24 protein-coding genes are annotated in these 25384 nt (G+C 44.3%); 14 read left to right on the top strand and 10 right to left on the bottom strand.

Features of this window, described 5'->3' with window-relative positions; translation table 11 throughout:
* Nucleotides 1-38 precede the first annotated feature (38 nt).
* Nucleotides 39-1115, top strand: coding sequence for a hypothetical protein (locus tag BG32_RS02595; RefSeq protein WP_014731530.1), 1077 nt, complete (start codon nt 39-41; stop codon nt 1113-1115).
* On the opposite strand, the gene nadE is transcribed toward BG32_RS02595, so the two are convergent.
* Nucleotides 1102-1941 (bottom strand): NAD(+) synthase, encoded by an 840-nt coding sequence (nadE, locus tag BG32_RS02590; RefSeq protein ID WP_099771279.1) that lies wholly within the window; start codon nt 1939-1941, stop codon nt 1102-1104. The genes BG32_RS02595 and nadE overlap by 14 nt on opposite strands.
* 166 nt (nt 1942-2107) lie before the next feature.
* On the opposite strand from nadE, the gene ggt reads away from it, so the two are divergent.
* From ggt to BG32_RS02575, 3 genes are all read left to right on the top strand, one after another.
* The gene (gene ggt / locus BG32_RS02585; RefSeq protein WP_099771278.1) at nt 2108-3790 is read left to right on the top strand and encodes a gamma-glutamyltransferase; all 1683 of its coding nucleotides are present in this window, start codon (nt 2108-2110) and stop codon (nt 3788-3790) included.
* 177 nt (nt 3791-3967) lie between these two features.
* A complete protein-coding gene (gene mscL, locus BG32_RS02580) occupies nt 3968-4420 on the top strand; it encodes a large conductance mechanosensitive channel protein MscL (RefSeq protein WP_099771277.1) in 453 nt (150 codons plus the stop codon).
* Between the two features lie 169 nt (nt 4421-4589).
* On the top strand, nt 4590-6236 hold the full coding sequence (locus tag BG32_RS02575) for a S8 family peptidase (RefSeq protein ID WP_099771276.1): 1647 nt from the start codon (nt 4590-4592) through the stop codon (nt 6234-6236).
* A 50-nt stretch (nt 6237-6286) separates the two neighbouring features.
* Here the strand turns inward: BG32_RS02575 and BG32_RS02570 are convergent, their stop codons facing one another.
* The 6 genes from BG32_RS02570 to BG32_RS02545 all read right to left on the bottom strand — a co-directional run bounded on the left by BG32_RS02570 (nt 6287) and on the right by BG32_RS02545 (nt 12564).
* The gene (locus BG32_RS02570) at nt 6287-6727 is read right to left on the bottom strand and encodes an OsmC family protein (protein ID WP_099771275.1); all 441 of its coding nucleotides are present in this window, start codon (nt 6725-6727) and stop codon (nt 6287-6289) included.
* A gap of 374 nt (nt 6728-7101) precedes the next feature.
* The gene (gene cysS, locus BG32_RS02565) at nt 7102-8490 is read right to left on the bottom strand and encodes a cysteine--tRNA ligase (protein ID WP_099771274.1); all 1389 of its coding nucleotides are present in this window, start codon (nt 8488-8490) and stop codon (nt 7102-7104) included.
* 30 nt (nt 8491-8520) lie between these two features.
* Entirely contained in the window at nt 8521-9774 is a 1254-nt protein-coding gene (locus tag BG32_RS02560; RefSeq protein WP_099771273.1) for an adenylosuccinate synthase, read from the bottom strand.
* Complete coding sequence (purB, locus tag BG32_RS02555) at nt 9775-11076, bottom strand: adenylosuccinate lyase (protein WP_099771272.1); 1302 nt, start codon at nt 11074-11076, stop codon at nt 9775-9777.
* A 231-nt stretch (nt 11077-11307) separates the two neighbouring features.
* Nucleotides 11308-11643 (bottom strand): hypothetical protein, encoded by a 336-nt coding sequence (locus BG32_RS16085; RefSeq protein WP_259459454.1) that lies wholly within the window; start codon nt 11641-11643, stop codon nt 11308-11310.
* A 477-nt stretch (nt 11644-12120) separates the two neighbouring features.
* Nucleotides 12121-12564 (bottom strand): CGGC domain-containing protein, encoded by a 444-nt coding sequence (locus BG32_RS02545; protein ID WP_099771271.1) that lies wholly within the window; start codon nt 12562-12564, stop codon nt 12121-12123.
* A 140-nt stretch (nt 12565-12704) separates the two neighbouring features.
* Between BG32_RS02545 and BG32_RS02540 the strand changes: the two genes are divergently transcribed.
* The gene (locus BG32_RS02540) at nt 12705-14036 is read left to right on the top strand and encodes an MATE family efflux transporter (protein ID WP_099771270.1); all 1332 of its coding nucleotides are present in this window, start codon (nt 12705-12707) and stop codon (nt 14034-14036) included.
* Nucleotides 14037-14110: 74 nt separating this feature from the next.
* Here the strand turns inward: BG32_RS02540 and pepV are convergent, their stop codons facing one another.
* From pepV to BG32_RS16080, 3 genes are read right to left on the bottom strand one after another with little or no spacing between them, the layout of a single operon-like run.
* Entirely contained in the window at nt 14111-15496 is a 1386-nt protein-coding gene (gene pepV, locus BG32_RS02535; RefSeq protein ID WP_099771269.1) for a dipeptidase PepV, read from the bottom strand.
* A gap of 12 nt (nt 15497-15508) precedes the next feature.
* Nucleotides 15509-16213 carry a mannose-1-phosphate guanylyltransferase gene (locus BG32_RS02530; RefSeq protein ID WP_259459453.1) on the bottom strand — a complete coding sequence of 235 codons (705 nt, stop codon included), beginning with the start codon at nt 16211-16213 and terminating at the stop codon, nt 15509-15511.
* A complete protein-coding gene (locus tag BG32_RS16080) occupies nt 16183-16512 on the bottom strand; it encodes a sugar phosphate nucleotidyltransferase (protein WP_259459452.1) in 330 nt (109 codons plus the stop codon). The genes BG32_RS02530 and BG32_RS16080 overlap by 31 nt, the downstream gene beginning before the upstream one ends.
* A gap of 222 nt (nt 16513-16734) precedes the next feature.
* Here BG32_RS16080 and BG32_RS02525 point away from each other — a divergent pair, with 222 nt between their 5' ends.
* The 9 genes from BG32_RS02525 to BG32_RS02485 are packed head-to-tail and all read left to right on the top strand — an operon-like array spanning nt 16735 to nt 25360.
* Nucleotides 16735-17127 carry a hotdog domain-containing protein gene (locus tag BG32_RS02525; RefSeq protein ID WP_180274795.1) on the top strand — a complete coding sequence of 131 codons (393 nt, stop codon included), beginning with the start codon at nt 16735-16737 and terminating at the stop codon, nt 17125-17127.
* On the top strand, nt 17120-17944 hold the full coding sequence (locus tag BG32_RS02520; RefSeq protein ID WP_099771266.1) for a 3-keto-5-aminohexanoate cleavage protein: 825 nt from the start codon (nt 17120-17122) through the stop codon (nt 17942-17944). Before BG32_RS02525 ends, BG32_RS02520 begins: the two co-directional genes overlap by 8 nt.
* Entirely contained in the window at nt 17941-18972 is a 1032-nt protein-coding gene (locus BG32_RS02515) for an L-erythro-3,5-diaminohexanoate dehydrogenase (protein ID WP_099771265.1), read from the top strand. Before BG32_RS02520 ends, BG32_RS02515 begins: the two co-directional genes overlap by 4 nt.
* Nucleotides 18973-18982: 10 nt before the next feature.
* The gene (ablA, locus tag BG32_RS02510) at nt 18983-20251 is read left to right on the top strand and encodes a lysine 2,3-aminomutase (RefSeq protein ID WP_014731519.1); all 1269 of its coding nucleotides are present in this window, start codon (nt 18983-18985) and stop codon (nt 20249-20251) included.
* A complete protein-coding gene (locus tag BG32_RS02505) occupies nt 20248-20658 on the top strand; it encodes a MaoC family dehydratase (RefSeq protein WP_099771264.1) in 411 nt (136 codons plus the stop codon). Before ablA ends, BG32_RS02505 begins: the two co-directional genes overlap by 4 nt.
* A complete protein-coding gene (locus BG32_RS02500) occupies nt 20655-21659 on the top strand; it encodes a hypothetical protein (RefSeq protein ID WP_099771263.1) in 1005 nt (334 codons plus the stop codon). Before BG32_RS02505 ends, BG32_RS02500 begins: the two co-directional genes overlap by 4 nt.
* Nucleotides 21656-23032: a MutS-related protein gene (locus BG32_RS02495; RefSeq protein ID WP_099771262.1), complete on the top strand. Its 1377-nt coding sequence runs from the start codon at nt 21656-21658 to the stop codon at nt 23030-23032. The genes BG32_RS02500 and BG32_RS02495 overlap by 4 nt, the downstream gene beginning before the upstream one ends.
* A complete protein-coding gene (locus BG32_RS02490; protein ID WP_099771261.1) occupies nt 23029-24591 on the top strand; it encodes a lysine 5,6-aminomutase subunit alpha in 1563 nt (520 codons plus the stop codon). The genes BG32_RS02495 and BG32_RS02490 overlap by 4 nt, the downstream gene beginning before the upstream one ends.
* Nucleotides 24584-25360, top strand: coding sequence for an OAM dimerization domain-containing protein (locus BG32_RS02485; protein WP_099771260.1), 777 nt, complete (start codon nt 24584-24586; stop codon nt 25358-25360). Before BG32_RS02490 ends, BG32_RS02485 begins: the two co-directional genes overlap by 8 nt.
* The last annotated feature ends 24 nt before the right edge of the window (nt 25361-25384 follow it).

Here is a 25384-nt window from a genome sequence, read left to right as displayed (position 1 = left end):
CTTTTATCGGAGATAGCAAAAAGAAAGGGGGAATCAACATGAAGACAATGGGGTACTCGGCTTTTCTTATAAGCGATGCCGGTTCAGTGATTATTGAGGAATCAAAACATGACGGAATAACGCTCACATTTCCTTCCGATCCAGTATTTGCGAAGTACAGGGGCCGTCTCATGGCTGTTATCGAAGTCAAAATGGAATCATCAAAGTTCTCTCTCACAAAGAGCAAGCTTGACCTTAGCGGGGTTAAGCTTCATGGCGTCAAGATAGTTGAAGACAAGTTATTTGAAGATTCGGTTGCTCTTTGGGCCTTCGAGTCGAGAACGCTCGGCAAAACTCTGAGAATTGTGTCAGATGGAGAAGCGTCAAAGATACCTGCAAAAAGGGATACGAATTTCGTTGTTCCAATTATTGTGAATACAATAGAGTTCTCCTCGAAGGAAGCGCATACTGGGAGATTGATCTTTCCGTTGCCAGATGAATGGTTTGTTCTTTCCAGTGTATATTTTGGCCAGGATGGCGCGAAAATCCGCAGGGAGAACGCAAAGATCGACTTAGATTCTCTTAGTACAGGAATAGTTGTGGAAGAACTTAGAAAACACAGGGTCTTCACCGACAACCTTTGGGACCTGTATCAACTGTACAAATCATTGGAGAGCTTTGAAACGAAAAACGAGTCTCTTCCCGAACCACTGGGAGAAGAAATCACTGTTTCGGATCTAGACCTTGAAGACTCTATACCTCAGGCTGCCGACCTTTACCTTTCAAAGGACAGAAAGACAACCGACTCTCTTCATCGCGAAGTAGTTATTCAATCGAGCATAGAAAAGGTGGGAACTTTCAGCAAAAAGAAAGCGGTTGTCCTACGGATTATGAACAATTCCGACCTCGGAACGATCAAGGGAATTCATATATCGTTCAGGCTCATAGATCCTATGGGTAAAGAGCTTTACGTTGCAGAAAAAGAACTTGAGGGATTGAGTGTCGGACCGGGAGAGGCAAAAAAACAAGTGTTCACAGACTTTCCGGAATTTGCCGACCAGCAACTGGAACGAGTAGTTGTGAATCTCATGAGTATTTCGTGGAGCAACGGTCTAAAGACGCTTAGTGATTCCTAGAAATAGCTAGATTTCTTAGTTCTCGATACCTGGCTGATTCAAGTATTCTCAGGACCCTCGTGGATTTCGTATCATGGGGGTCTAGAACTTCTCCTCCTTCAATACGCCGAAGAGATTTGTCCAGATCGTCAATCGTCACTCCAAAAACATTTTCGTCAGTAACACCAGGTATGAGATCTGGACTTGGAGGTTTTTCTATTATCCTGCTTGGAATTTGCAATTGCCCTGCTAGTTCGATTACTTCGGTTTTAAACAAATGCCTTATTGGCTCAATATCGCTTGAATCGTCTCCCCATTTCACATAAAGCCCACATAACAGCTCGGTCTTGTTGGTGGTTCCCAGCACCGCGTATCCTCGTTTTTCAGCTTCAAGGTAAAGGGAGATCATCCTTACTCTGTGCTTCGATCTATAATAGGCCAGTCCCCTTCTGAATTCATCGTTTCCTTCATTACAAAGATCGTCAAGAAATGGGTCAGAAGACAGCTCCTCCCACTTGTGTTTAACATACTTCTCCTTAATTGTCTGAGGGATTAAGAATGCGGGAGGCTGAAGCTTATAAGAGCCAATCGCTCTGAGAGCTGAGCTTATGTTTTTGACTTTGAAGTCTATCCCAAGAAACTTTGCGACGAGCTTCGAATCCTTAATCGTATCTCTTGAAGAGTCGCGTTCTGGCATGAGTAGCCCGAATATCTTCTCCTTTCCAAGAGCTTCGACGGCAAGTTTTCCAACAACGGCAGAATCGATTCCTCCGCTGATACCTATCACAGCTCCCTTATAACCATATTTCGTAACAGAATCTCTTATGAAGTTTATGATCTCATCCATAGTGTCCACCTAACAAATTATACTAGATAAATGGTCTTTTCCCCTGAAAGGGTATATAAGTCATATCGCAATGAGCAACTAGACTCTCTGGCTGGAAAGGTTCCGTCGGATGAAAGTGCTAAACTAGTGATTATGAAGCTCTTAAGCTTAAATTAGGAGGTCAATAATGAAGAGAATTGTATTTGTACTTACCATCATAGTAGCTGCCGGAACTCTCATGGCTTCAAATCCAATCAATCTTTATGGAAGAGATGCAGAGGGCAGAAACGGAGTTGTGGCGGCAGCAAAGCCTGAGGCCTCACAAGTCGGTGTTGCAATTCTAGAAATGGGTGGGAATGCGGTTGATGCAGCGATCGCCACTGCATTTGCGCTGGGTGTTCTGGAACCTAACGCATCAGGAATAGGGGGCGGCGGATTCATGATCATCCAGCTGGCTGACATGGATGATGCTGTCGTCATAGACTTCAGAGAAACTGCACCAGGAGCAACGAGTCCTTCATTCTTTAATCTCGACGAGAACAATCGTCCCATTAACTATGAAAGTACTGTTGGTGGAAAAGCCATAGGAGTACCCGGTGAAGTGGCCGGGCTTCTATATGCGCTTGAGCACTATGGAACGCTCTCCCGCGAGCAAGTTATAAAACCGGCTATAGACTGGGCGAAGAAGGGAATTCCGGTAACAACCAACTTGTTCTCGATTATCAATGACAACTACGAAAAGATAATGATGATGGAAAACGGCGCCGATATCTACCTTAAGTATGGCGGCATACCCTATGAAATAGGTGAGACTATTGTTCTGAATGATTTGGCCAACACTCTCGAGCTAATCGCCGAGAAAGGAAAAGATGCATTCTACACCGGTGAAATTGCCGAGAAGATCGTCGCCGAGGTTCAAAAACGTGGCGGAGTTATGACTCTAGAAGACCTTTCAAATTACGAAGTGAAGATCCGGAAACCAGTTTGCGGAAGTTATCGCGACTATACAATTCTTTCGGTGCCTCCCGCCAGTTCGGGTGGAACTCACGTTATCGAACTGCTAAACATTATGGAGAACTTCGATCTTGAATCACTCGGAGACAATACCGCTGAGACTCTGCACATTTGGTCTGAAGCAATGAAGCTGGTATTTGCCGACAGGGCCAAATACATGGCCGATACCGACTTTGCAGAAGTACCCCTTGAGGGCCTAACTTCAAAAGATTATGCGAAACTGCTGGCCGACAAGATTGATATGAACAGACCAATCGAATCGGTGGAGGCCGGAGATCCCTGGCAGTTTGAGAGCGGCAGCACCACGCATCTTTCCGTAATGGACAAAGAAGGAAACATGGTTGCGATAACCAAATCGATTAACTACTTCTTCGGGTCAGGTGTCGTTGTTCCTGGAACCGGCATTCTGTTAAACAATCACATGGACGATTTCGTTAAGACCCCAGGTTCCGTCAATTCAGTTGAACCAGGCAAACGACCTCTTAGCAGCATGAGCCCCACTCTGGTTTTGGACCCTGAGGGAAGACCATATATGACGATTGGCGCTCCGGGTGCCACAAGAATTATTACCACTGTGGCCCAGACAATTAGCAATATCATTGATCACGGGATGACTGTTCAACAAGCGATTCTGGCCCCTAGAGTCTTCAGATCTCAGTCTGGGCCATTTTACATTGAAGGCCGCATCTCAATAAATGCTTACAGCAAACTGATCCAAATGGGTCATGAGATATCAATAAGGAATGATTATGATCCTTATTTTGGAGGGGTTCATGCAGTGCTTTTCAACAGAGATATAGGCATTCTTTTTGGCGGAGCCGATCCCAGAAGAGATGGACAGGCTGTTGCGTTCTGATGTAGCACAGAAGATCATCTCTTCGAAAACAAAGCAACGATCTTTTTCTTTTTAAGGATGAAACTCAGTAATCAAATCGGTAATCGCTCTTTGATTGTGTTTCAAATCCTTGATTATAGAACGATACATGATCATAATCTTTTCATAACGTGCGTATTGTAGAGGGGGGTGAGTGGTGTGTGGAAGGAATTCAAGAAGTTCATTAGTCGTGGTAATGTGATTGATCTTGCGGTCGGAATCATTATCGGCGGTGCGTTTCAGGTCATTGTCAAATCGCTGGTCGAAGACATTATCATGCCTATTGTCAGCCTATTCCTTGGTGGGATTGACTTTGCAAACATATTCATCAGTCTCTCCGGAGGAAGCTACGCAACTCTCGCAGAAGCAAAAGAAGCAGGTGCCGCAACTCTGAACATCGGCCTTTTCATCAACGCAGTCATAAATTTCCTGATCCTTGCGTTTGTAATCTTTATGATTGTGAGGCTCATTAACAAGATACGGGAAAGGCAGAAGAAGGAAGAGGCAGCGGCAGCGCCAACGACGAAGATCTGTCCTTTCTGTCACACTTCGATTCCGATCGATGCAATAAGGTGTCCCAACTGTACGTCTGAACTTGAAAAGAAGGCTTGAGACCCTTTTCGAAGAGAGCGACCTACGGGTCGCTCTTGTTTTTGCATGTTTCCATTCGTCGCTCTTGTCCGTACCGATTTACAGACCGGATCCATTTCATCAAAAATGAATAACACGAAAACTCTTGCGATGATGGTACAATCATTCCATCTAGATCCGGAGGTTCAAGATGCGGCTTATTAAAGTCTTAACGCTTATAACAGCTCTTTTTGTGGTTCTTTGTTTCTCTCTCACTGGATGCATTAAACCTGAGGTTTACTACTCTCTTTCAGGCCAGGTCGTTCCTTACTTTCCAGAAACCTCAGCTCGCAATAGTTTTCAAAGAACTGCAGCATACACTCCCATATTTTCCAGTAAAGACATAGAGCAGGGTTTCATGAGTAATCAATTTATTGTCCTCTTCGATAGAGGGTTTGATTCAACAATAATATCGGGCGTTTCTGGAGTAGAGATCCTCGATGAGTTCTTTTCAAGAGACGGTTCTGTTGGTTATGCCGTTGTGAAGACAAACGATCCATCTTCGCTGTCTGGAATTGAAGGAGTCAAGTCAGTCGAGCCTGAGAAGATCTTCACTCTTCAATCCGAGGAGAGTGTCCCCAACGATCCGCAATATCCGAAGCAATGGAACTATCCGATGATTCAGATGCCTCAGGCCTGGACAATTGCAAAGGGTTCTTCCACTGTCGTTGTAGCTATAATAGACTCCGGTGCTAGACTGGATCATCCAGATTTGCAAGGTATCTTTCTTCCGGGATACGACCTAATAAACAATGATGACGACCCTACAGATTATGACCCCGTTCAATCCCACGGGACACATGTGATAGGAACGATTGCTGCAAAAACAAACAATTTTTTGGGCGTTTCGGGGATGACATGGGGAGAGTATCGTGCTATCATGCCAATCAAGATTTTCGAAGCTGGAAAGGAAACGACAGCAGGAATACTTGCAAGCAGCATAATCTTCGCAGTTGAGCACGGCGCAAAGATAATTAACATGAGCCTTGCAGGGCCGGACTCTTCGGTTGTAGCGGCAGCCGTTCAATATGCATCGGAAAATGAAGTTTTAATGATCGCCGCCTCAGGCAATTACAGTTCCTCAAGCCCATACTATCCGGCTTCTTACGAAGAAGTGATATCAGTCGGAGCAGTCGACAATACTATGCAAAGGGCGAATTACTCAAACTATGGATCACACCTTGATCTTGTCGCCCCGGGCGGATCAAGCAGCGTTCAGATACTTAGTACAGGATACTCAGCGATTAAGGGGAATACATACTCATACATGGCTGGAACATCCATGGCGGCGCCACATGTTACAGGGCTTGCAGCACTTCTTATGGCAAAAGGATATGCGGGCAAGGACGACTCGGGTGAGGAGATAATAAGGAAGATCCTGAGAGAAACGGCCCTTGATCTAGGAGAACCGGGATGGGATCAGTACTATGGCTTCGGACTAGTTCAGGCATATGATTCTCTTCTTACCTACGAGGAAGAACGCAGGCCACTATTGGTTCAGATCTTGTCCACCTCGGGCGAAGTCATTAGGGAGACCGAAGTCAATCCGGACGGATCCTTTCTATTCGATGGACTCACCGAAAACGACATAAAGATAAGGGTATGGAGAGATTTCAACGGAAACGAGGAGATAGACAAGGGAGACCTAATTGGTTATTACGGGTATCAGAAATCCGACCAGTATCACGCCTGGAACCCCCCTCTTGATTACGCGGAAACTTTATCTTATCTCAGCAGTGGTAGTTACGAACTCACTAATCCCTTACACTTTTTTCCAATAATAGAATTTCCGGAATAGGATCAATTAAAAGGGCTCCCTGAAGGGAGCCCTTTTTTAAACTAAGTCTCTTAGAGTTCCTTAGCAATGACCTTAACTGGTGTTGGATTACCAAGATTGTCGGAAACCGGACATCGATCCTCTACGGACTTTACCCACTTTTCCAGGGTTTCTTCTTCGGCATCCGTATCGACTTTCATTTCGGCTATAATTTCCTTATAACCGGCCCTGTCTTCGTAGGACTTCCCATTAAGCCTTGCCGGATTCAACGGGCCATAGACGTCTATCTCCAATCTTCTTATCTTGAAACCCATCTCATCTGCAACGAGATGTCCTACTACATTCAGACAACCGGCCAGTGCGGCGAGAACGTATTCCACTGGATTGGCACCCTTATCCTCTCCGCCGAGATTGGGTGGCTCGTCAACGATCATAGTGAAGTTTCTTGCCTTTACCGATACTCTGGCTGCACTTTCTGAAATTGCCTTTACTCTGAAACTTGCATCTGGCATACTATTTCCTCCTTTGTTGTTACTTCTTTCACAAATAGTGTAACCGTCATTGGGCATGAAAGAGTTAAGCCGAGATAAATTATCCGTAAATAAGGCAACTATCACTCGTTGTTTGATTAAACAGCCCCGCATCCTGCGTTTTTTCTCCGCATGCTTTTTCTTAATCTTCAAGGAACTCTTCGGTTTTGAATTTAGATACTTTTGCTGCATAAAAAACAACGAAGAAAAGACCTTCGAATTTTTGGAAAGGATTTTTTCTGTTTAGATTCAAGTAATGAGGTTATCCTTCTTACATAGAGAGCAAATCGGGAAATCCCAATTTCAGGAAGTATCCATATAATTCAACGCTCGTAGCGGGAGAAAGGAGTTTTTGATTACCTTCTTCTTATCTTATACCCATCTCTCTCATCGAGTACTTCATATCCCTTTTCTGAGATCAACTGTCTAAGCTCATCGGCCTTCTCCCAATTCCTTTCCTTTCGAGCAGCATCTCTCTCATTGGCCAATTCGATAATTTCTTCTGGAATGGTCTTGCTTTCGACCTCAGAGAGGCCAAGGCCAAGAACTTCGTCAAATCTGTCGATTAGGGAGAGCTTTTCACCAGGTCGAAGATCTTCGCTATCGACGACTTTCCAAAGAACGGCGAGGGCCTTTGGAGTATTCAGATCATCATTTATGGCCTCATGAAATTCATTCATAAGATCACCATCGGGTCTGGTTTCTGACTCATTTAATTCCTTTAGCTCCTCAATTCTAGTGATGAGTTTTTTCATGGCGCTCTTCGCGCCATCGAGAGCTTCCATTGTAAAGGTCAGCTGCTTCTTGTAATGGGCGCCGAGAAGATAGTAGCGATAATCTGCAGGCTCGTACCCCCTGTCAATAAGAGTCTGAAGAGTAATGAAGTTTCCAAGCGATTTAGACATTTTTTCCCCTTCCCCAATGACGAGAAACTCCGAATGCAACCAGAAGTTCACCCATTCATGTCCGAAAGCCGCCTCACTCTGAGCGATTTCATTCGTATGATGAACTGGAATGTGATCTATACCGCCTGTGTGTATGTCAAATCTCTCTCCAAGATACTTTGAAGCCATCGCGGAACATTCAATGTGCCATCCGGGAAAGCCCCTACCCCATGGTGAATCCCACTGCATTGCGTGGTTTTCATATTTATATCGAGTGAACCACAAAACGAAATCAAAGGGGTTTTTCTTGAAGGGGTCGCTCTCAACCCTTGAACGAATTTTCTCTTCATCAAGTTGGAGCCTTGCTAGTTTTCCATAGTCGGGAACCTTTGAAGTATCGAAGTAGACATTACCGCCGGCTATGTAGGTGTAGCCGTTGGCTTCAATTTTTCGGATCATGTCTATCATATCTTGCACGTGCTCGGTCGCCCTGCATGTAACAGTTGGAAGAATGATCCTCAATCTTTCTAGATCTTTGAAGAAAGCCTTCGTATAGAAATCAACGATTTCCCACACTGTCTTTCCCTCACGTCTTGCACCGGCTTCCATCTTGTCTTCGCCTTCGTCTTCGTCTCCCGTAAGATGGCCAACATCAGTTATGTTCATTACGTGTCTTACTTTATAGCCATTGAAAAGAAACATCCTTTTGAGGGTATCGGCAAAGACGTAAGCTCTAAGATTGCCAATATGGGCAAAATTATATACTGTCAGTCCACACGTATATATTCCCACCTCGCCTATCTTCAAAGGCTTGAAGATCTCTTTCCTTCTTGACATGGTGTTCGTCAGTCTTATTTCCATACTCTGCCTCACCTCATTCCCAGTTGCCTTCTAAATATTCATTATAAGGTCGTTTCTAGTCTTCATTTCCTCTGTTCTAGGACCGTACGATATGTAGTCTATCTCCACACCGGTTTCTCTTTCAATGAAGGTCATGTATTTCAAAAAGTTAATATGATCCGTGGAAGGCCAGCCGCTAACAGTTTCATAAATCGGTCTTGCCTTGAAGAAATCATATGAAGTTGAAGGCATTTCCTTAACCGCACCCTCAACATCATAAGCCACGCAAACCTTGACTTCATCCAACCCATTTAACACATCGCCCTTAGTGATGACGAAACCTGTCAGGCCTGACCTTATCCTTGCGTACCTGAGTGCCGGAAGGTCAAGCCAGCCCACTCTTCGAGCCCTCCCCGTTGTTGCACCGTATTCCTTTCCTCTTTCGCGAACGAGGTTCCCCACTTCAGAGAACTCTTCGGTCGGGAAGGGTCCAGAACCCACTCGAGTCGTGTAGGCTTTCAGAACCCCATACACGTTGTCAAGCTCGAAGGTCGAAAAACCCACCGATGATACACCGTGAGCCATACATGCCCCGGAAGTGACAAACGGGTATGTCCCGAAATCAAGATCGAGAAGGACACCTTGCGCTCCCTCAAAGAGTATGGAAGTACTCCTGAAGACCCTGAACATGTCTACTGCGCTGGTGAAATTGACGCTGAGCCTTTCGAGCTTAGTCTTGAGCCCAAGCAAATAGGTCGTCATTTCGCCAAATGAAAGTGTGAAATCCCTGTTGTATTTCATTCTTTTCATGTGATAAAGAGCTTCAAGTCTTTCTTTCAAGAGTGATTCATCAAAGAGAACATAGAGCTTCAGCCCCTCCCTAGAGACCTTGTCAGTGTATGAGGGGCCTATTCCTTTTCCTGTAGTCCCTATTGGCACCTTTCGCATCTCTTCTATGAACAAGTCCTCTTCTTTGTGCCATGGAAGAACTATAAAGGCTTCAGGATCAAGATAGAATCTACTTGAAATACCTGGAAAGTCCGCTTCCAGTGTTTCGAGTTCATCGATCAGCTGTTCTACATCTATCACCATCCCGGCACCAAGAAAACCCTTTGAACAACTACGAGGATTGATCGAAGGCAAAAGATGGTTCACGTATTTCTTGTCTTCCACAAAAATCGTGTGACCAGCGTTTCCTCCCCCAGAAAATCTGACTATCCACTCGAAATTCTTGGAAAAGTAATTGACCACTTTCCCTTTCCCTTCATCGCCCCATTGGGCACCGACAACGGCAAGTTTCCTCACTTAGTTACCTCCATCAAAAGCTCTTTCGAATATTTGGCCGACGTTTCTCAAATAATACTCAGGTTCAAAAAGCCGTGACGCTTCTTCTGAATCAAGATACTTAGCTATTTCTCCGTTTGATAAGACGACCTCCTTGAAATCCAGTCCATTATCCCAGCAATTCATAGAGAGATTTTGAATTAATTGATAAGCGTCTTCCCTGGACATACCCCTGTCAACAAGTGACAACATAACCCTCTGTGAGAAGACAAGGTTTCTAGAGGCCTTGAAGTTCTCCCTCATCCTGTCTGGATATACAACAAGATTGCTAACCAAATAGGCTGACCTTTCTGCCATGTAATAGAGAAGCATAGTGGCGTCCGGAAAGATTATCCTCTCTACACTGGAATGCGAGATGTCTCTTTCATGCCAGAGAGAGATATTCTCTAATGACGCTAGCACATAACTCCTGACTATTCTTGCCATACCTGTAAGTCTTTCGCAAATAATCGGATTCTTCTTGTGAGGCATTGCGGAAGAACCTCTTTGACCCTCTCTGAAAGGCTCCTGAACCTCCAGCACCTCGGTCTTCTGAAGATGCCTGAATTCGGTTGCCATTCTCTCTATCGACGAGGCGGCTATTGCCAGCGCCGCAAAAAAATCTGCGTGAACATCTCTCGGTATCACCTGAGTAGAAACAACAGTGGGTTTCAAGCCAAGTTCCGCAAGAGCAATTCTCTCAATCTCGAGTGAAATGTTGGCGTAGTTCCCAACGGCCCCACTTAGTTTCCCAACCGCGCAATTCTCCGTGGCCTTCTTCAGACGATCTATTGCCCTCTTTATCTCCACGTAAAAGGATAGAAGCTTTAAACCAAACGAAGTGGGCTCTGCATGAACGCCGTGTGTCCTTCCCATGCAAACAACATCTTTGTAAGCGACCGCTCTTTCTTTCAACGCCTCTGAGAGCTTTTCCAAAGTATGGATTATGAGCTTTCCCGACTCCGTAATTGCAAGTGAAAGCGCTGTGTCTACAACATCGGAAGAAGTAAGTCCGAGATGGAAGAATCTCGCCTCGTCCCCCATATTTTGTGTCACTGATTTGATAAAGGCTATTACATCATGATCAACTTCGCTTTCAATCTTCAGTATTGAGTCTAGATCCACTCTTGCTGACGATGCAATCTTATCATGCGTGCCCTGAGGGACTAACCCTGTCTTCTCGTAGGCCGCAACTACAGCCAGCTCCACTTCAAGCCATCTTTCGTATTGGGCTCTAAGCTCCCAGAGGTCTTTCAGGGGTGAAAGCGCATATCTTTCTATCATGATCCACCTCCATGACCAACAAATAATAGTTTACATCAAAGCTAACATCAATGTCTTTCGGAAATGTCATCCATTTCAAAAGATCCTTCGGCCCGACCGTTGAACCAAGAAAGCGAAAACTCGCAACACATAGCGACGCTTTTGCACGTCACAAGAAGTATGCGTAATTAGCTGAAGAGACTATTCACACGATCAAATCGAATACTGAAAATTCTCCAGGAGAATGAAATGTCAGTAGATTGTTCTGATTATCCATTCAAAGAGAGTGCTTATCTCTACCTTTCTAGATGTCACAAAGTCTTTTGTCTGATCGGCTATCTTCGGTAATCTAAGTAGATAATCACCAGTCCCTGTCTGCCAATAGATGGTGATAGCTCCTCTGGCGTCTTCTCCAATGGCAACATTTGCCACTGAAAAGCCTCCAACCGCGTAGTTTCTGGCGATAGCCATTCCACCGAGGGCAAGATCATAGGAAGCAACGAGACCTCCAGCCGCAAAATACAAAGAGAAAGCAAGACCACCAAGTGTAAACATCAGGCTTGATGATACTCCTCCTAGGGAAAGCAAAATGGAAAACGCCAAAGCTAAATAGACCGAATGAGATACCGCCAGTCAAGAGTACACCTACTGCAATGTTTCCAATTGCGATGATCCCCTTAGCAATACAAAAGAGCTGGTATTAATATTAACAATCGAGTGTCCGGCAGCGGCACTCTTTGAAACACACTCATGTCCATAGAGACTTCTCTTACGACCAGTAACCGAAGCTCTTGAGTATGCCTTTGGATAAAGCGGCTTCCTTTCTTCCAAAAACCTCCTTGCATATTCATTGGGGGAGGCTAACACCTTGAAAGGGTTATCCATGCCACTGTCGAAAACTCTGTTTTGGATATCGTAATACATCTCTCTTCTCAGGTCTTCTTTGGACATTCTACGAATAGAATTCGAGCTCAAAGAGATCCGGAAGTCAAGTACTGAGAAGCCCTCTTCTTGTTGATCATTTCACTCACCGGTGTCCCATACTACAGAACCCAGCTATCACACTCAATCATATGCTTTCATTATCGCCGGGTCTTCCTTCATCAAGTGTTCTGCGATAGAAAACATATCGGTTTTTTCCCAGAATGAAAGCTTCTGATGGGCAATGAGATATTTCATGGGAATTGGATGAGTGCCGATTACAACCGATACTTCATAATAGCTTTCGATGAACTCCTTGAAATGACTCAGTCTCGGACATGGTGGATATCCCACTACCATTCCCGTCGCCAGGTGTATGACTTCTGCACCGTTTTTTATCATTTCCTGCGGTACGTATTCTACATTTCCACCGGGACATCCTCCACAGTAGGAATAACCAACAAGCTGCAGTTCTTCATCTTTCGGATATAATGCAAAACCCCCGACATGTTCTCTCATGGCCCTGAGACACTTACCACCACCGCAATTCTGATAACGCCCACAAATAATTATCCCTATCTTCTTCACATGAACACCCCTTCCACTCTCGAGTATCTATCATTCTCATTATAGCAAGTATTAGCAACGATAATCCTTCAACATGCATCATTGCCTATCTTCAGAAATAGCTGTATAATTTTACGGCGTTAATCTCATCGGAGGTAGTTATGAAGGATTTCACGAAGCGAATGCTCTCCATTGCCGTACCAATTACTCTTCAGAACCTTATATCTACCGGCCTTAATCTCGTTGACAATTTGATGATCGGGCAGCTGGGTACAACTGCCATAGCTTCAGTGGGTTTGGTCAATCAAGTAGTATTCATTCTCAACATACTTACATTTGGTGTGTCCAGCGGAGCCGGGATATTTGTCGCTCAGTTTTGGGGCAAGAGAGACGAGAAGAGTATTGAGAAGACCATTGGACACATGCTATATATAACCATAGGAGCCTCTGCCTTATTCTTTGTCCTACTCTTCTTCTTGCCTGAGAGAATACTCATGATCTTCACGACAGATGTCGAAGTGGTCAAGACAGGGGCAGTATATGCAAGGCCTGTCGCTTTCTCCACATTTCTAACATCCTTTTCCTTCATTATTGCAATGGCCTTGAGGACTGTGGAAAAGGCTAGAATTCCAATGTATGTTAGTCTTGTCGCTCTCTCGATCAATACGGTGGCAAATTACATTCTGATTTTCGGTCTTGGCCCGATTGAACCTTTAGGGGTTTTTGGAGCGTCTTTTGCAACGCTTCTCTCTAGATTTGTGGAATTCGCAATATTCGTCAGTATTGTTTACCGCAAGAAAACTCCAATAAGGCTTTCTAGATCAGCCTTAAAATTCGAAATTCCATTTTTCAGAAGGCTTATGAAATATGCTACTCCAGTAATCATCAATGAATTCTTGTGGAGCCTTGGTATTACAATGTATTCTCTGGTTATGGCAAGAATGGGCACAGAATTCATAGCTGCCAGGAATATTTCCAGCACAATTGAGAACTTTGGTTTTGTTATCTTTGGTGGACTTTCCTCGGCGACGGTTGTAATGGTGGGAGCAGAACTTGGAAGGAACAATTTCTCTCAGGCAAAATACAATGCGAGAAAATTGCTTCAGCTTACCGTCATCACCGCAGTGGCCACGGGCTTTATTATCATCCTTTTATCAAGATTTATAGTGAATCTCTACAATATAGATCAATCACTTAAGAACACCGTTCTCACTGTGCTAATTATTGTTGGCCTTTCACAGCCGATCAAGATGTTCAATGCGGTAAATATAGTGGGGGTTCTTAGAAGTGGGGGTGATTCCAGAGCAGCAATGATAATTGAAATTGTCTCACTATGGGGAGTTGGAATTCCCCTTGTCGCGATAACAGGTCTCGTTCTTAAATGGCCGCTTACTCTAGTTTACATTGCAATGATGGTCGAAGAGCTTTTCAAATCAATCCTGGGAATTAGGAGAACATTAACCTGGAAGTGGTTGAAAAACGTAGTTGATTGAACGCATGCAAATAACAAAGGGACCGAAAAAAATTCTTCGATCCCTTGATTATCATATCTAAACAATTAAAACGATTATGACTGAAGGAATCTCAAGAACAGCTGAGCGTATATTCTCGAAACAAGAAGGAGATCTTCGATCGATACTCTTTCATTTGGCTGGTGTGCCATCTCAAAATTTCCAGGAAAAAGCGCTCCGAAAGCCACTGCGTTTGGTACGGCACGCGCATAAGTGCCACCGCCGATAGCTATTGGTTCTTCATCATGTCCCGTTACTTCCTTGTACACCTCTCTGCACATCTTAACGAGTTCAGAGTCTGGAGAGATATAAAGCGGCTTCTGGTGATGAAAAGTCTCGACGCGAAATCCTTTGAAGGCTTCTTCTATTTGTGATCTAACCATCGATTCGTTGAAGAAAACCGGATACCTTATATTGATAACCAGCTTCAATACACCTGCCTGAAGTTTTAGTGTACCTGCATTCAAAGTCAGTTCACCAGACATAGAATCCTTTCCAGAAATTCCTAGAGATTCACCATAGAACTCATAACCGATCTTGGACTTTATAGCAGTAAGAAAGTTTTTGATTTCAGAGTCTCCAAGTCTAAGATCGGCCAGAAGATCTACAATAGCAGCTATAGCACTTTGCCCTTTGTAAGGAGTCGACCCATGAGCGGAAGAACCTGTAATCAAGATTTCGACTTTATCCTCCGATCTGGTTAATTTCAGTTTTGTATCATTTTTCGGCGAAAAGGCTTCAATCTTCTCATAAGTCTCGGCATCCACACCCCGGAGTACTGCCCTGGCCGAAGATGCAACCATGTTCGGAGCCTCACCGGCAGAAAGAACCTCTACTGATATTCCTTCCCCTCCGTTGTGCGCGGGTGCTGATATCCCGTAATTAACGATACCTTTCTCTGCAAATATAACAGGAAAATCAGCATCTGGAGTCACTGACATGTCCGGGATCTCCTCGTGTTTGACGTAGTATTTCATGCACTCCCACCCAGATTCTTCGTTCGTGCCAAAAATCAGTCTTATCCTCTTCGAAGGCTTCTTTACGTACTCTTTTACAGCCTTCAGAGCGTAAAGGGCTGCTATCATAGGACCTTTGTCATCCTGGGTCCCTCTTCCCCAGATTTCCCCGTCCTTTACAAGTCCGCTGTATGGTGGAACTTCCCAGCCTTCTCCTTCTGGAACTACATCGAGATGTCCTAAAACGCCGAACGTCTCTCCAGATCCGTAATCAACTATCCCAACGTATCCATCAGCGTTTCTGGCTTCAAAACCGAGATCCTTTGCCAACTTTACTGTCTTTTCAAGAACTTCCTTAACACCTTTACCAAAGGGGCCGCCATCAACAGGTGTGTCCTGAACTGACTTGATCCTAACTGAATCAGACACAGCACTTACCAGCTCATCTTTAAGGGCGATCACCATTTCGTCAAGTTTCCTATCCACTTTTTCTCCTCCTTACTTTATTATCTTCTTTATATCTTGTGACTCTCCTCGTCTGCAAACCAACGTTCCCTCACTGGTTGCTACCAATATGAAGCCTTCAATTCCCGATACGGCTAGTTTCTTCTGGGTATGATTTATCAAAAGGCAGTTCTTCACGTCCTTTAGAGAAAACTCCCCCTCGACGGCATTCCCGTTCTTGTCTTTGATCAACAAATCATAAACTGCATCCCACGAGCCAATATCGTTCCAGTAGAAACTTGCCGGTACAGTTGCTACTTTTGAGGACCTCTCCATCAAACCATAGTCAATTGAGATCTTTGGAAGCCTTTCGTAGATCTTTTCTATGTCTTCTGGTCTCTTACTAATCTCTGAAATTGCAGAAAACAGATCCGGGAAGTTCTTCGAGAGCTCCAAATCGAAAACGCTCTTCTTCCAAACAAAGATGCCGGAATTCCATAGAAATCTGCCGGACTGGACATAATGCTGAGCAGTTTCATAGTCTGGTTTTTCATGAAACTTCTTTACCGAATATACTTCTTCATTATCATCAACAGCATTTCCCCGCTCGATATAACCATAACCAGTGTAAGGATGAGTGGGGGTAATCCCTATCGTAACTAGCGAATCATTTGATTCGGCGTATTTGATTGCCTTATTCAGAGTCTTGAAAAAACTCTCTTCATCTCTTATAACATGGTCGGCGGGAACGACAACCATGATGTCATCAGGCTAAATCTGGTACTGCCCAATGCTATTGCGGGAGCTGTATTTCTTCTCATAGGCTCAAAGATTACGTTCTCTCCCGGGAAGAGCGGTAGATAGTACTGCATTAAAGGAAACTGCTCCCTTGTTGTAATAATGATTATCTCATCTGTTACCTTTTCCATTCTTTCAATAGTCTCTTCAATCATTGTCTTCGATGAACCAAACTTGTGAAACTGCTTTGGCCTTTTCTTAACACTTACAGGCCAAAGCCTCTCACCTATGCCGCCTGCCATTATCAAGGTCCTTACCACATACATCTCTCCTTCCCGCCGCATCCCATTATCTATAGCATACCAGAAAGTCAGACCTTTACCCCGTGAAGTTCGGGAGGCTATTTTCGGAAAAATCGTGTATAACAGAATAGGAAGAAAGACTTAGAGACGAATGTTCGACTCTATAAGCCTTTAATCACTGGCCTCAAGCTTTGCGACCGTCACAATTTAGAGGCAAAATTAAATAAGGGGGCGAATTTGATGACAAAAGTCATGATCAGGCTGCGAATGAGTCTTAACGATGCTCACTATGGAGGCAACCTAGTTGACGGGGCAAGAATCCTTCAGATGTTCGGCGATGTCGCCACAGAACTTCTTATAAGAAACGATGGAGACGAGGGCTTATTCAAGGCCTATGATAATATCGAATTTATCGCGCCGGTCTATGCGGGAGATTACATTGAAGCCACAGGAGAGATTATTTCGACCGGAAATACATCCAGAAAAATGTTGTTTCAGGCATTCAAGGTCGTACAGACCAGACCAGAAATAAGCGATTCTGCCGCAGAGTTACTGCCAGAACCAGTACTGGTATGCAGGGCAAGTGGAACATGCGTTGTCCCGAAAAGCAGACAGAGGAAGCGCTATGAATAAACTCATAATTACTGCTGCATTAACGGGCGCAGAAGTAATGAAGGATCAGCAACCCGCTCTTCCGATTTCTCCTGAAGAGATTGCTGAGGCAGCGTATGACTGCTTTCTGTCAGGAGCAAGTATTGTTCATATTCACGCTAGGGATTCTTCGGGGAAACCTACGCAGAATTTAGAAGTTTACCGAGAAATCAAGGAGAGGATCGCAGAGAAATGCGATTTGATCTTTCAGCCTTCAACTGGCGGAGCAGTATGGCACAGAGTAAGAGAGAGGGCTCAGCCTCTAGAGCTCAATCCTGAGATGGCGACTCTTTCGGCAGGTACTTGTAACTTTGGTGAAGATGTTTTTTTCAATTCACAGGATACTATGGAGACTTTCGCACAGGAGATGAAAGCAAGAGGAATTAAACCTGAGATTGAAGTTTTCGAGAGGGGAATGATCGAAAACGCTTTGAAATTGCTTAAGAAGGGTTTGATAGATAGCCCCATACATTTTGATTTTGTCCTCGGTGTTCCTGGAGCTTGCCCCGGGAATATTGAAGATCTGATCCACATGGTGAGAGCAATTCCTCAAGGAAGCACGTGGACGGTGGCCGGAATTGGAAGGAACGAGCTTGTTCTGGCAACTGCCGCTATTCTTCTTGGAGGGCATGTCAGAGTTGGTTTCGAAGACAATATCTACTACAAGAAAGGTGAGCTGGCAATTTCGAACGCTCAACTAGTCGAGAGGGTTGTAAGAATTTCGAATGAACTGGGTAGGGACGTAGCCAGCCCCGAAGAAGCGAGAGAAATCCTTGGAATCAGGAGGAAGAATCAGTGAAAGGATGCCCTTATGGAAGTCACAGAGTAATCGAGCCCGCGGGATTCCTTCCGCAGGCAGCATCAAGGATCGACAACTCTTTGGACCTATACGATAATGAAATCCTGGTGGACGTCACAACTTTAAACGTAGACTCGGCAAGTTTTACTCAGATAAGAGAAGCCTGTGAAGATGATGTGACAAAAATCTCGTCCATGATAATGGATATAGTAATGAAGAGAGGTAAGCTGCAGAATCCAGTTACGGGTTCGGGGGGGATGTTTATCGGAAAAGTGTCAAAGATCGGGAAAGACCTTTTGAAACGAGATTTAGAGATAGGCGATACTATTGCGTCTCTTGTTTCGCTATCGCTGACACCTTTGAATATCGAAAGGATTGTTCAAGTACATCTCGAAAAGGACCAGATAGATATTGAAGGAAAGGCAGTGTTATTTGAAAGCGGAATTTATGCACGGCTACCGTCAGATATCCCCCCTAAAATGGCCCTGGCCGTACTTGATGTTGCTGGTGCACCGGCACAGGTTGACAAACTAGTAAGAAAGGGTATGAATGTAGCAATTCTTGGAGGCGGCGGGAAATCCGGCTTACTCTGTTGTTATGCAGCTATGAAGAAGTGTCGCGATTCGGGTAAGGTTATTGTAGTAGAATATTCAGTGGAAAACGCAGAGAGAATTCGAAAGCTTGGCCTTGCCCACGAAGTTATCATTGCCGATGCAACAAAACCTCTCGAAGTCTATGAAAAAATCAGTGAGTTTACAGAAGGCGATCTCTGTGATGTGGTAATAAATAACGTCAATGTTCCCGGAACAGAGATGGGGTCTATTCTAAGTGCAAAAGAGAACGGAATTGTATATTTCTTCAGCATGGCTACATCTTTTACCAGAGCCGCGCTGGGGGCTGAAGGTGTTGGAAAGGATATTACAATGATGATAGGGAATGGATATACTAACGGCCATGCTGAGTTTGCGCTAGGAATCTTAAGGGAATCTAGTGAAATTAGAAGGCTTTTTCAGAAGCTATACATTTGAGGTGGCGTAAATGCGTGACTACAGAGAAATACCAATGTGGAGAGATGTAACACCTGCTCAGTGGAGTGACTGGCGGTGGCAGGTAGCCAACAGAGTCAAGACCGTTGATGCGTTAAGGCAGATTATCGACATCACCGAAGAAGAAGCTCATGGAGTCGCCGAATGTCTCAGAACGCTACGAATGTCAATAACACCTTACTACGCAACGTTGATGGACCCCAATAATCAAAGATGCCCTATACGAAGGCAGGCCGTTCCAACCGACAAAGAGCTAAAAATCGACAAATGGGATATGATAGATCCGCTTCACGAAGATGAGGACTCTCCTGTACCAGGACTCACTCACAGATACCCCGATCGTGTCCTCTTCCTTATAACCGACCAGTGTTCGATGTACTGCAGGCATTGTACTAGAAGAAGATTCGCTGGACAGCTCGACAGGGCGAGAACCCGGAAGGAAATCGATGATGCTATTGAATATATCCGGGAAACTCCTGAAGTAAGAGATGTCTTGCTTTCCGGGGGAGACGCATTACTTGTTGGAGACGATTATCTGGAGTACATTCTCAACGAACTCAGGGAGATCCCCCATGTTGAGATTATTAGAATTGGAACTAGGACGCCCGTCGTTCTCCCACAGAGAGTTACTCCAGAACTCGTGAAGATGATCAGAAAATATCATCCCGTATGGATAAATACTCACTTCAATCATCCTCTCGAAATCACTCCCGATTCAACCAGGGCATGCGAAATGCTCGCAGATGGAGGTATACCACTGGGAAACCAGTCGGTACTCCTCAGAGGAGTTAACGATTCTCCATATATAATGATGGAACTAGTGCATCAGTTAGTCAAGATCAGAGTGAGACCGTATTACATATATCAGTGTGATCTCTCTCAGGGAATCGGTCATTTCAGAACCTCAATTAGAAAAGGTATTGGAATCATGGAATCATTGATCGGCAACACGTCGGGATTATGCGTTCCAACATTCGTCGTTGACGCTCCAGGTGGGGGCGGTAAGATTCGAGTAATGCCTCAGTACAATATTTCCGAATCAGACAGAGTCGTCGTTCTGAGAAACTACGAAGGAGTAATCACCACATATCATGAGCCAGATGACACTTCTAGCGATGTTGATGACAGAGTGTACAGAGAGAAATACGAGTTCACAGGAGTATCAGATCTTCTTTACGGAAATTCGATGAGTTTCGAGCCTACGACACTTCAAAGAAGAGACAGGATAAAGAAGTGGAAGGAGAAGAAGGTGAGAAAATGAAATTCGAAGACTTCTTCGTGGGCCAGAGTTTCTCAACCAGAAGAAGAATTACAGCCGAAATGGTTGACTCCTTTGCGAACTTGACCGGAGACAGGAATCCCGTTCACACAGATGAGGAATTCGCAAGAAAGTCCCGTTTTGGCAGAAGAATCGCTCATGGAATGCTGTCTGTGGGGATAATTTCCGCGATTCTAGGAAATGAATTCCCTGGACCCGGCTCCATATACATGAAACAGGAGGTAAGATTCCTCAAACCAATATTTCTTGAAGAAGAAGTGTTAATTACTATAGAAATCCTCGAAATCAAAGTTGAGAAAAAGAGATTATCTGTAAGAACAACCGTAGAAAAAAACAACGGAGAGATGGCAGTTGACGGAGAGGCGCTTCTACTATTCGAGGGAGAATGAAGCGTCGGATCAGAATATCAGATTTGGCCGAGGGAATTGAAGTAATATCGGTGATCGGTCTTGAGAAGAATACAGGAAAGACTGTTGTTTTGAACCAAATGCTAAAAGAATTTCGAGAAAAGGGCACAACTGCAGGAGTAACATCTACCGGCCTAGAGGGTGAAAAGAGAGACCAAGTTTACCTTAATGAGAAGCCGGAGATAACTCTAAGCAGAGGGACTTATTTCGTCACATCTGAGAGGGATTTCCGTCATCGAAGTTTTTCTGCTACCGTAATAGATTTGAGAGACTACAGATCTCCTCTAGGAAGAACGGTTTTTGCGCGGGCGGAAGCCGATGGGAAAGTCATAATATCGGGGCCATCTATTCTTGAATATCTGAGTGAAGCTGTAAACACAATGAGATCCTACGGTTGTGAAAAGATACTGATCGACGGCTCAACTTCAAGAATGAGTCCGGGTACGCCTCTAGTTTCGGACGGAGTTATTCTCGCCACCGGTGCGGCATTATCGATGAATTTGGAGGAACTGTGTAGGAAGACCAGTTTTGTAGTGAGATTGCTTTCTCTTCCAGGCACAGAACTCGAGCTCCACAAAAGAATTGCTCCGCTAGGAACCGGTTTGTGGGTAGAGAAAGACGGTGTTTTCGAAAGATTAAGCCCTTCTCCATTAACAGCAAAATCCTTGAAGCATGAACTTGCCGGGAGAACGATTTACATTAATGGTTCGCTTACATGTTCAGTTCTTCTTGCCTTAGCAGAAAAGAATACTAGAATCATCTTGAAGGATTTTTCACGAGTTTTCTTTGACGAGTTAACTCTCGCAAAGTATGAAAGAGCGGGAGGCCACCTAGAAGTCTTGCATCCGACGCACCTGATCGCAGTCACAGTGAATCCGTTAGCACCGAACGGGTTCAAGATTCAATCAGATAAACTTATAAAGTCACTTGAAAGCAAGATTGATGTGCCAGTACTAGACGTTTTGGAGGAGAGTTCAAATTGAAGTATTTGGATTGTGGATTTGAGTACATCCTCTCTCTCATTGATCCCGTTACTCCTATGGGCAGAGAGGAATTGCGCGTTATGACCTTCTTGAAAAGGGATGAGGATATAGAGGCTTTTCACAAGAGACAGCTTGAGGTGAACGAGAGAAAATCACAAGTAGAGTCCCTCAAGTCTATTCTAGCGAGGGTACGGGACATTAGGGGAACTATTTCAAATCTCTCCCCTGGGAAGATTCTCGACGATATTGAACTGTTTGAGATAAAGAGCTTCGCCTATTGGTCAGAAAGACTGAGAAGTGAGATTGGAGAGTGCAGTTCGTGGATGCAGCTTCCCGACCTGTCAGTTGTGTTTTCTTTTCTAGATCCCGACGATGTTGGAACAGAGAGTTTCTACATTTCTGACAAGTTAGATAATGCTCTCGCGGTTGTAAGAAAAAAGCTTTATAGACTTCAGAGAAATAGAGAAGAGTATGACGAAGCGAGTCTCAATGAACTTATCCGTCTGAATTTTGAAATCGAAGAGAAAGTAAGAGCTGATCTTTCCGGCAAGCTCATCACTTATCGAGAAGACCTTCAAAGCTCTGCAACAACAATCGGGAAGATTGACCTGATCGTAGCGCTAGTAGAGTTCAATAGGAAACTCGGTCTCAGTAAACCGGAAATCAGTTCGGGAGAATATGAATTTGAAGAACTGGTCAATCCTGAATTAGCTGCATCCCTTAACAAGAGCGGCAAGAGTTTTCAACCATTTAGCGCCAGTTTTGACAGAAGATCCGTTATTATCGGAGGCAACATGACCGGCAAATCGGTTCTTCTCAGAACTGTTGCTCTCCTTCAGACAATGTTTCAGCATGGACTTTTCGTGCCAGCGAAGAGAGCCTTTATTCCTGTATATGATGCGATTGTCTACTACAGTGGCGACAAACAGTCTTTTTTGGATGGGCTGTCATCGTTCGCCGGAGAAGTAGACCATCTGAAGAAGGCTCTAGAGATAATCCATATGGATATCAGAGGCCTGTTTTTGTTTGATGAAATAGGAAGGAATACAAACCCCGTAGAAGGCCCGGCATTTCTTATGGCTTCGGCAGAGTATCTTAGTCGAAATCAGAGATGTCGAACCATCCTTACATCCCACTATGAAGAAGCCCTGGAGATTGAAGGAGCAAAGCTGTTTATTATTAAAGGGCTTGACCGTGAAAGAATGAGAAATGAAATCGGAAGGGAAATCTCTTATTATGTGGATCATTCACTTGTAGAAATAGAAAGCAATGCGGCCTTTCCTAGGGAGGCAGTAACAATAGCGCGTCTTATGGGATTAGACAGAGAGTTCGTTGAACTGATAATAAGAAAGCTGAAGGAGAGTTGCGAATGAATGGAAAGCTGAATCTGAACATGAACAAAGTCAAAGAAGCAAGAGATTATGCCCAAAGGATTGCCAGTGAAGTTCATAACTTTGTTGAAGAGCACACGACAGTAAGTATCGAGAGGGCGATCTGCAGGTTTTTTGGTATAGATGGTGTTGACGATTATGGAATTCCAATCCCAAATGTCGTAGTAGATCACCTTAAATCATCAAACCTAATTAATGATGGTGCTGCCTATGTGATCGGAAATGCGATTCTCGAAACGGGACTTTCGCCGCAAAAGATTGCAGAAGAAATCTCATTTGGAAGACTCGATCTCAGAAGTCTGAGTTACAGATCTCAAGATGAAGTTTTCGATCGCATCGACCGACTCGTGAATGATGCTGTAGGAAAAGTCCAGTTGAATCGAGAAAAACGTGAGTCTTTGATCGGTGAACTGGGTGAGGGAAAAAAGCCCTACCTGTATGTGATAGTCGCGACGGGAAACATTTACGAAGATGTAATTCAGGCAAGAGCAGCCGCAAGACAAGGAGCGGACATAGTTGCTGTAATCAGGTCTACGGGCCAGAGTCTCCTTGATTATGTGCCTTACGGGCCAACAACTGAAGGATTTGGAGGCACATACGCTACACAGGAGAACTTCAGAATAATGAGGTCGGCTCTCGACGACACCGGAAAAGAGGTCGGTAGGTACATAAGGCTTTGCAATTACTGCTCGGGTCTGTGCATGCCGGAAATAGCTGCAATGGGAGCCATCGAAAGACTGGATGTAATGTTGAACGATGCTCTCTACGGAATTCTATTCAGAGACATAAACATGAAGAGAACTTTGATAGATCAGTATTTTTCGAGAGTAATAAATGGATTTGCGGGCGTCATAATAAATACAGGAGAAGACAATTACCTCACGACGGCAGATGCTTTTGAAGAAGCGCACACAGTACTCGCTTCTCAGTTAATAAATGAAAGCCTGGCTCTCATGGCAGGTATACCCGAAGAGCAGATGGGGCTCGGTCATGCCTTCGAAATGGATCCATCAATTGAAAACGGTTTTCTGTATGAACTTGCTCAAGCACAAATGAGTCGAGAGATCTTCCCGAAGGCACCTTTGAAGTACATGCCCCCTACAAAGTTCATGACTGGAAATATCTTTATGGGCTACGCCCAGGACACCTTATTCAATGTGATATCTATAATGACAAATCAAGGGATTCAGCTTCTGGGAATGCTTACCGAGGCAATTCACACTCCTTTTATGAGCGATAGGTACCTTGCGATCGAAAACGCAAGATATGTTTTCAACAATCTGCGCGATCTAGGCGATGAGATAACCTTCAAAGACAACGGAATAATTCAGACTAGAGCAGCGACGGTTCTTGAGGAAGCTCTTCAACTGCTAAGGGAAATCGAATCGATAGGTCTTTTTGAAACGCTCGAAAGAGGCACTTTTGCAAACATCAAGAGATCCCCACATGGAGGAAAAGGTTTGGATGGGGTAGTAAGAAAGGGGTCGAAATACAGAAATCCATTTATCGAGAAAATGCTTGGGAGGCGCAATCATGGATAACTGCTCTGAAAAGAAGAATCAATTTCCCTCTGAAATAGACTTAACAAGAGTAATTCCATACGGAGACACGCTGAATGACGGCAAAGTCCAGCTCAGCTTTACTTTGCCAGTGCCTGGAGGGCCCGAGGCCGATGAAGCAGCTAAGCAGATGATACATAAGATGGGGTTGAAAAACCCGCAAATCGTCTTTTCAAAGGAAATAACAATCGGATTCACATTCTTTCTCGCCTACGGAGAGTTTTCTCACGCTATTGACTACACAGCAATTCGAGTGCCGAAAATTACGCTTGAAAAGATGTCGATGGAGGAGATCGACAGATTTATTGAAGAGAAAATAAAGAGAAGAATCGTTGTTGTTGGTGCTAGCACAGGTACAGACGCTCATACAGTTGGTATTGACGCAATTATGAATATGAAGGGTTTTGCGGGGCACTATGGCCTCGAACGTTACAGAAATATCGATGCCTATAACCTCGGCAGTCAGGTTGAAAATGAGGAGTTAGTCTCAAAGGCGATAGAACTTGATGCGGACGCAATTCTCGTGTCTCAAACTGTTACGGCCAAAAACGTCCATCTTAGAAACATGACTTCGCTTGTCGAGCTTCTCGAAGCTGAAAACATAAGAAAAAAGATCATTCTGATAGCCGGTGGAGCGAGAATTACTCATGAATTGGCCAAAGAACTTGGATACGACGCCGGATTCGGGCCCGGAACTTTCGCTGAAGATGTTGCAGCCTTTATAGTTCACAAACTGGAATCCATGATCTGAAAAGTTGTGTTAAAATCAACCATC

Source organism: Mesotoga sp. HF07.pep.5.2.highcov, assembly GCF_003666285.1.
Taxonomy (GTDB): domain Bacteria; phylum Thermotogota; class Thermotogae; order Petrotogales; family Kosmotogaceae; genus Mesotoga; species Mesotoga prima.
Note: the sequence above shows the minus strand (reverse complement) of the source record. Positions and strands in the feature narration are given on the sequence as shown.

What these genes read in the sequence shown, in the direction of transcription:
- BG32_RS02595 (WP_014731530.1), top strand. Translation starts at nt 39, where the DNA reads ATGAAGACAATGGGGTACTCGGCTTTTCTTATAAGCGATGCCGGTTCA.
- nadE (WP_099771279.1), bottom strand. Translation starts at nt 1,941, where the DNA reads ATGGATGAGATCATAAACTTCATAAGAGATTCTGTTACGAAATATGGT.
- ggt (WP_099771278.1), top strand. Translation starts at nt 2,108, where the DNA reads ATGAAGAGAATTGTATTTGTACTTACCATCATAGTAGCTGCCGGAACT.
- BG32_RS02575 (WP_099771276.1), top strand. Translation starts at nt 4,590, where the DNA reads ATGCGGCTTATTAAAGTCTTAACGCTTATAACAGCTCTTTTTGTGGTT.
- BG32_RS02570 (WP_099771275.1), bottom strand. Translation starts at nt 6,727, where the DNA reads ATGCCAGATGCAAGTTTCAGAGTAAAGGCAATTTCAGAAAGTGCAGCC.
- cysS (WP_099771274.1), bottom strand. Translation starts at nt 8,490, where the DNA reads ATGGAAATAAGACTGACGAACACCATGTCAAGAAGGAAAGAGATCTTC.
- purB (WP_099771272.1), bottom strand. Translation starts at nt 11,076, where the DNA reads ATGATAGAAAGATATGCGCTTTCACCCCTGAAAGACCTCTGGGAGCTT.
- BG32_RS02540 (WP_099771270.1), top strand. Translation starts at nt 12,705, where the DNA reads ATGAAGGATTTCACGAAGCGAATGCTCTCCATTGCCGTACCAATTACT.
- BG32_RS02530 (WP_259459453.1), bottom strand. Translation starts at nt 16,213, where the DNA reads ATGGTTGTCGTTCCCGCCGACCATGTTATAAGAGATGAAGAGAGTTTT.
- BG32_RS02525 (WP_180274795.1), top strand. Translation starts at nt 16,735, where the DNA reads ATGACAAAAGTCATGATCAGGCTGCGAATGAGTCTTAACGATGCTCAC.
- BG32_RS02520 (WP_099771266.1), top strand. Translation starts at nt 17,120, where the DNA reads ATGAATAAACTCATAATTACTGCTGCATTAACGGGCGCAGAAGTAATG.
- ablA (WP_014731519.1), top strand. Translation starts at nt 18,983, where the DNA reads ATGCGTGACTACAGAGAAATACCAATGTGGAGAGATGTAACACCTGCT.
- BG32_RS02505 (WP_099771264.1), top strand. Translation starts at nt 20,248, where the DNA reads ATGAAATTCGAAGACTTCTTCGTGGGCCAGAGTTTCTCAACCAGAAGA.
- BG32_RS02500 (WP_099771263.1), top strand. Translation starts at nt 20,655, where the DNA reads ATGAAGCGTCGGATCAGAATATCAGATTTGGCCGAGGGAATTGAAGTA.
- BG32_RS02490 (WP_099771261.1), top strand. Translation starts at nt 23,029, where the DNA reads ATGAATGGAAAGCTGAATCTGAACATGAACAAAGTCAAAGAAGCAAGA.
- BG32_RS02485 (WP_099771260.1), top strand. Translation starts at nt 24,584, where the DNA reads ATGGATAACTGCTCTGAAAAGAAGAATCAATTTCCCTCTGAAATAGAC.